Origin of the sequence: Pediococcus damnosus (assembly GCF_001437255.1) — a bacterium.
Classification (GTDB): domain Bacteria; phylum Bacillota; class Bacilli; order Lactobacillales; family Lactobacillaceae; genus Pediococcus; species Pediococcus damnosus.
Window position 1 is genome coordinate 1 of sequence record NZ_JQBD01000099.1, and the last position, 6213, is coordinate 6213.

6 protein-coding genes are annotated in these 6213 nt (G+C 38.1%); 5 read left to right on the forward strand and 1 reads right to left on the reverse strand.

Translation table 11 applies throughout. The features are described from left to right. Positions 1-36: 36 nt before the first annotated feature. Positions 37-222, reverse strand: coding sequence for a 50S ribosomal protein L28 (gene rpmB / locus IV84_RS09220; RefSeq protein ID WP_046870836.1), 186 nt, complete (start codon positions 220-222; stop codon positions 37-39). Positions 223-639: 417 nt separating this feature from the next. Between rpmB and IV84_RS09225 the strand changes: the two genes are divergently transcribed. The 5 genes from IV84_RS09225 to acpP all read left to right on the forward strand — a co-directional run. After that, the gene (locus tag IV84_RS09225) at positions 640-1002 is read left to right on the forward strand and encodes an Asp23/Gls24 family envelope stress response protein (RefSeq protein ID WP_046870837.1); all 363 of its coding nucleotides are present in this window, start codon (positions 640-642) and stop codon (positions 1000-1002) included. A gap of 39 nt (positions 1003-1041) precedes the next feature. Continuing rightward, on the forward strand, positions 1042-2715 hold the full coding sequence (locus IV84_RS09230; protein WP_100212867.1) for a DAK2 domain-containing protein: 1674 nt from the start codon (positions 1042-1044) through the stop codon (positions 2713-2715). A gap of 60 nt (positions 2716-2775) precedes the next feature. After that, positions 2776-4830 carry an ATP-dependent DNA helicase RecG gene (gene recG / locus IV84_RS09235; RefSeq protein ID WP_046870838.1) on the forward strand — a complete coding sequence of 685 codons (2055 nt, stop codon included), beginning with the start codon at positions 2776-2778 and terminating at the stop codon, positions 4828-4830. Positions 4831-4852: 22 nt separating this feature from the next. Then, positions 4853-5869: a phosphate acyltransferase PlsX gene (gene plsX, locus IV84_RS09240; protein ID WP_046870839.1), complete on the forward strand. Its 1017-nt coding sequence runs from the start codon at positions 4853-4855 to the stop codon at positions 5867-5869. A gap of 71 nt (positions 5870-5940) precedes the next feature. Beyond that, positions 5941-6213 (forward strand): acyl carrier protein (acpP, locus tag IV84_RS09245; protein WP_081036102.1); only part of this gene is annotated, 273 nt, incomplete at its 3' end.

Sequence of the window (6213 nt, forward strand, 5' to 3'; positions counted from 1 at the left end):
TCCACCAATACGATTTGACAGAGACCCAATCTTTTTTTATGCACGTTTGATTTTGCCTGATTTTAATGCTCGAGCAGAAACCCAAACGCGTTTTGGTTTTCCATCCACAAGAATGCGGACCTTATGCAAATTTGGTTTCCAGCTTCGGCGACTATGATTCAAAGCGTGTGAACGCGTGTTGCCAAAGTGGGTACGACGACCGGTGACAAAGTCTTTTGCCATTTTTAAAATCCTCCTTTGTCGCTTCTATATATATCATAATATATCATAGAATTCTTTTTAACTCACCTAAATAACTTATCATAGATACCGAGGGAATGCAATGTTTTTCTTTCAAGTATATTTACTTGACAGTCTATTTTTAAATTATATTTTGAATTCTAATTTTAGAAGAATTACCATTTAATGAATTCTGGTTGATTCTAAACGGTTTTTGATGATTAGGCAAGCGTGACGAGATCTAATTAAATGTAACCATTTAGAAAAGTTATGATTTTTGTTAAAATGGCTTTAGGACAACTATTCAGAGAATCAGTAGGTGCAATTGCCCGAAAGAGTGTTGCGTTTATTGCTTTGTTGAAGTATGGTAAAATATCGTTGATATCAAAACGATGATTTGATTTAAGGAGGCTATTACTAATGGCTGTAAAAATTCAGACAAAAAACGGAACCGTTGATGTTTCTAACGACGTGATCGCAACAGTAGTAGGCGGTGGCGCAACAGATAATTATGGCGTTGTTGGCATGGCAAGCAAAAGCCAAATTCGTGATAATTTAAACGAAATTTTACGTAAAGAAAATTATTCTAAAGGTGTTGTTGTACGTCAACAAGACAATGGGGTTGCCATTGATGTGTATATTATTGTAAGTTATGGCACAAAAATTTCCGAAGTCTCAAAGAATGTTCAATCAAAAGTAAAATATAATTTAGAATCAATGTTAGGTGTTTCAGCAAACTCTGTGAATGTTTTTGTCCAGGGTGTAAAGGTCTTAGGGGCTTAATTACGAAGGACTGAAACAAGGAGGAATTTATAATTGAAAGTGGCAACGACTGAAATCACTAACCAAGAATTTAATCAAATGATCCAAACAAGTGCACAAAAGTTAAAAAAGCATGCAGATTTCATTAACTCATTAAATGTTTTCCCAGTTCCAGATGGGGATACAGGGACTAATATGAGTTTGTCAATGGAAAGCGGTGCTAAATATGAAAGAGATGAACCGAGTGAACATGTTGGTAAACTGGCAGGGGCATTAGCTAAAGGTTTATTAATGGGAGCTCGGGGTAATTCTGGTGTTATTCTTTCCCAAATTTTTCGTGGTTTTTCTAAAAGTGTTGAGAATAAAGCAACCCTCACTGCTCAAGATTTAGCTGATGCATTTGTAGAAGGGGCACAGACTGCTTATAAGGCTGTTATGAAGCCAACCGAGGGAACTATCCTCACAGTGATTCGTGAAGCGGCTAAGGCTGGTAAAGAAGCAGCTGCGGAACAGGACGATATCGTCCAGGTTATGGATGCTGTAACTAAGGCTGGTAAAGAAGCTTTGAAAAAAACAACTGATCTTTTACCAGTGTTGAAAGAAGTCGGCGTTGTTGATTCAGGTGGCCAAGGCTTAACGTTTGTTTTTGAAGCATTTGATGATGTTTTGAATGGCCGTGCACAAAGTGATGATGAACCTGATGAGGAGCAAATGGACGAAATGGTTGATGCAAAACACCATCAAAGTGTTCAGGGAAAAATTGATCCTGCTGACATTAAATTCGGTTATTGTACTCAAATTATGGTTCGAATTGGGAAGGGTCTTCAAGTTAAACAAGAGTTTGATTACGATACTTTCTATAATTATTTGGCAAAATTAGGTGATTCCCTATTAGTTGTTAATGATGACGACGTTGTTAAGGTTCATGTGCATACTGAACATCCCGGAAAAGTTTTGGCTTGGGGACAACAGTTTGGTGATCTCGCAACTGTAAAGGTTGACAATATGCGTCAACAACAAGAAGAGATTATTGAGAAAGATGAGTCGACGGAAGTTCCAGAACAGACATTAGACACAAAGGGGACAGCAATTATTGCAATTGCCTCCGGAGCGGGTGTTGACAAGCTATTCCGCAGCCTTGGTGTAACGCATATAATTAATGGTGGCCAGACGATGAATTCAAGTACAGCGGACATTGTTGCTGCGATTAATGATTCTCATGCAAAACGGGCAATCGTTTTACCGAACAATAAAAATATCTTTTTGGCCGCTGAACAGGCCATTCAAGTTACGGATATTCCCGCACAAATTGTGCATAGTCGCAATATTTCACAGGGAATGACAGCTTTGATGGGCTTTAACCCAGAAAATGATTTGAACAGTAATGTGAACGCAATGGAAGATAACTTGAGTTCCGTTAAAAGCGGTGAAGTTACGACCGCCATTCGCGATACTACTGTTCAAGGCAAAAAAATTAAAAAGGGCAATTTCATTGGGATTGTCGATGGTAAAATTGAGACTTCAAAATCTAATCTGCTTGATGCTGCTAGTGAAATGGTAAAATTGATGTTGGATGAAGATAGTGAAATTGTTACAATTATTTATGGTGAGGACACGAAGAAGTCTGAAGCTGAAAAGCTTGAAAGTGAGATTCAAAAATTAGATGATGAACTTGAGATTGAAATCCATGAGGGGGATCAACCTGTTTATCCGTTCATCGTATCAGTTGAATAATTGGAAAAATGAAGAGGCTGGAATTATATCCACCTCTTTTTGTAGTTAGGAAGTCGACATATGACTGAAGAACATACCCTTTTTTCTCCCATCACTAAACTTCCGGGAGTTGGGTTGCAACGTGCCAAAGCATTAAATGAACTGGGAATTTATACAATCGAAGATTTATTATTGTATTTTCCGTTTCGGTATGAAGATTTACGCCCACAAAACATGACGGAACTAGTTGATCAGCAAAAAGTTACTTTAGAGGGTACCATTGCATCAGAACCGGTCTTGGCCCGCTATGGTCGAAAAAAGAATCGCCTTAATTTTCGTTTGCTAACTAATCAAGAATCTGTGATGGTTACGTTTTTTAATCAACCATGGTTAAAAAAGCAATTAGTCATGAACGAAAAGTTTGCAGTATATGGTAAATGGGATGCACGAAGACGGAGTTTAACGGGGATGAAACTGTTGCCTTTTTCAACTTCGGATTCCGCAAATATTGAGGCTATTTATCCGGCTAATCAACATATTCGTCAGAATACAATAAAAAAATTAGTAACTCAGACATTTGATCTTTACAATGATCAAATAAAAACGTTGATACCACAGACGTTAGTTAAAAAGTATCGATTGATTGATCGGCGCACGATGATTCATGACTTACATTTTCCTAAGGATGTTAAGGCTGCAAAGATCGCCCGACGAACGGCTACTTTCGAAGAATTTTTTATTTTTCAAATGGAATTACAATTGCTTAAACGACGAGATCAGGTTGATAATGGAACCGCAATTGCGTATGATATTGGGAAAATTAAGGCTTTTGTTGCTAAACTTCCTTATGAGCTAACAGATGCGCAAAAACGGGTAGTTAATGAAATTTGTTATGATCTCAAACGCCCCATTAGAATGAATCGCCTCTTACAAGGAGATGTTGGGAGTGGGAAGACCATTGTGGCAGCCATTATTATGTACGCAGCTATTACAGCTGGTTATCAGACAGCTTTAATGGCTCCTACAGAGATTTTAGCGGAACAGCATGCAAATAACTTAACAAAGATTTTCGAAGGCACAGACGTTAATATTGGCTTGCTGACGGGTGCTTCTGGTTCGAAATCTAAGCAACGCAAAGCTTTGTTACATGGGATTGAACATGGTGACATTAATCTGTTAATTGGGACACATGCATTAATTCAAGATGATGTAGTTTTTAAAAATTTAGGATTAGTAGTGATTGATGAACAACATCGTTTTGGGGTAAAACAACGTGAAGCTCTCCGCAAAAAGGGAATGAATGCGGATGTCTTAGCTATGACGGCAACGCCAATTCCACGAACCCTAGCCATTACATCATATGGAGAGATGGATGTATCGATTATTGATCAAATGCCAAAAGGACGGAAACCAGTTTTGACAAGCTGGGTTAAAAGCAATAATGTAAATGGCATGTTAGATTTTGTTAAACGGCAGTTTGAAGCTGGACACCAAGCGTTTGTTGTAACGCCCTTAATCGAGGAATCTGAAACTTTAGATTTAAAAAATGCAGTGGCACTGTATGAGCAATTGCAAGAAGTATTTAGTCCGAAATATAAAGTTGGACTGCTTCATGGCCGCATGAAGTCAGATGAAAAAGATGAAATCATGCAGCAATTTAAAGATAATCAATTTCAGCTATTGGTTTCTACAACTGTAATTGAGGTTGGTGTGGATGTCCCCAACGTCACAGTGATGATTATTTATGACGCTGATCGATTTGGACTGGCGCAGCTTCATCAATTACGTGGACGAGTTGGTCGTGGTCAGGATCAGGCTTACTGTATATTGGTGGCAGATCCTAAAAATGAAACAGGGATTAAGCGGATGAAGATTATGACACAGTCCAATGATGGGTTTAAGATATCGGAAGCAGATCTTCAGTTACGTGGTTCTGGTGATGTTTTTGGAAATAAACAATCGGGAGTCCCTGAGTTTCGTATCGGTGATCCAATCGTTGATATTGGTGCCTTGCAAACCGCTCAATTGGAAGCTAGCAAAATTGTGCATACAGAAAAATGGCAGACTGTACCGGAGTTTGAGTATTTGAATGAATATTTAGAAATTGTAATGAAAAGAAATGCAAACTTTGATTAAAAATATAAAAGAGGGATAGTAGATGAAATTAGCAGTTGATGCAATGGGTGGCGATTACGCTCCTGAAAAAGTTGTTCAAGGAGTTGAATTGGCAAGAGATGAATTTGCAGATACCAAGTTTATTTTATTTGGTAAAGAAGATCAAATAAGGAAATACTTGAAAAATGGCGAACGAATTACTATTGTGCACACAGATTCTGAAATTGAGATGGGTGACGAACCTGTTCGCGCAGTTCGCCAGAAGAAAACATCTTCACTTGTTTTAGCAGCGCAGTCGGTTAAAGATGGAAAAACGGATGCCCTTTTTTCGGCCGGCAATACAGGAGCTCTTCTGGCTGCAAGTTTATTTATTATTGGCCGAATTAAGGGGATCGACCGCCCCGGAATGACAACAACTTTACCTTCTCTAGCAGGGCCACAAGATTCATTCACAATGTTGGATGTGGGTGCCAACGCCGAAAGTAAAGTTAAAAACTTACAGCAATTTGCAATCTTGGGTAACTTTTACAGTAGTAACGTTGCCGGGATTACTAATCCAAGAATCGCATTATTAAATAATGGTGCGGAAGAAGACAAAGGCGATACACTTCATAAAGAAACTTACCAGGCCCTTGCCAAGGATTCTAATTTGAATTTTGTTGGTAACATTGAGTCACGAGAATTATTGAACGGAACTGCGGATGTGGTAGTTACGGATGGTTTTACTGGTAATGCTGTTTTGAAAAATACGGAAGGAACGGCATTATCACTGTTAAAATTAATTAAGCACAGTATTTTAGACTCTGGTGTGCAGGGTAAATTAGGTGGCTTAATGTTAAAACCTGTATTTAAAGTTGTCCAAGATAAAATGGATTATTCAAAACATGGTGGGGCAGTATTGTTGGGAGTAAAGGCTCCCGTTGTTAAAGCGCACGGCTCAAGCAATGAAACGCAAATTTACCATGCCTTAAGTCAGCTTCGCCAGATGGTAGACACAAACTTGACTACAAACTTAGCAGATTATTTTGCAACACGAAGTGAGCAAAATAAGGAAATTTAACTTTTTTTGTAGACAAATTGTCAGAAAACCATTAAACTTATTTGAGTATTTAAATGACTAAGGAGTAGCACATGACTAAAGAAGAAGTATTTAATAAGATTTCTGACATCATTGTTGATCATTTTGATGTTGATAAGGCAAAAGTAACGAACGACTTGAATTTTAAAACAGATTTGAATGCAGATTCTATTGATATCGTGGAATTTGTGCTTGAATTAGAAGATGCATTTGGTGCTGAGATTTCCGATGAGGATGCTGAAAAGCTTTCTACAGTCGGTCAGGCCGTTGATTTCATTACTGCCAATCAAAAAAGTAAAGGGTCTCTGTCAAATCGTATTGGTGGA

Coding starts and splice junctions, on each gene's coding strand:
- rpmB (WP_046870836.1), bottom strand. CDS start 222: ATGGCAAAAGACTTTGTCACCGGTCGTCGTACCCACTTTGGCAACACG.
- IV84_RS09225 (WP_046870837.1), top strand. CDS start 640: ATGGCTGTAAAAATTCAGACAAAAAACGGAACCGTTGATGTTTCTAAC.
- recG (WP_046870838.1), top strand. CDS start 2,776: ATGACTGAAGAACATACCCTTTTTTCTCCCATCACTAAACTTCCGGGA.
- plsX (WP_046870839.1), top strand. CDS start 4,853: ATGAAATTAGCAGTTGATGCAATGGGTGGCGATTACGCTCCTGAAAAA.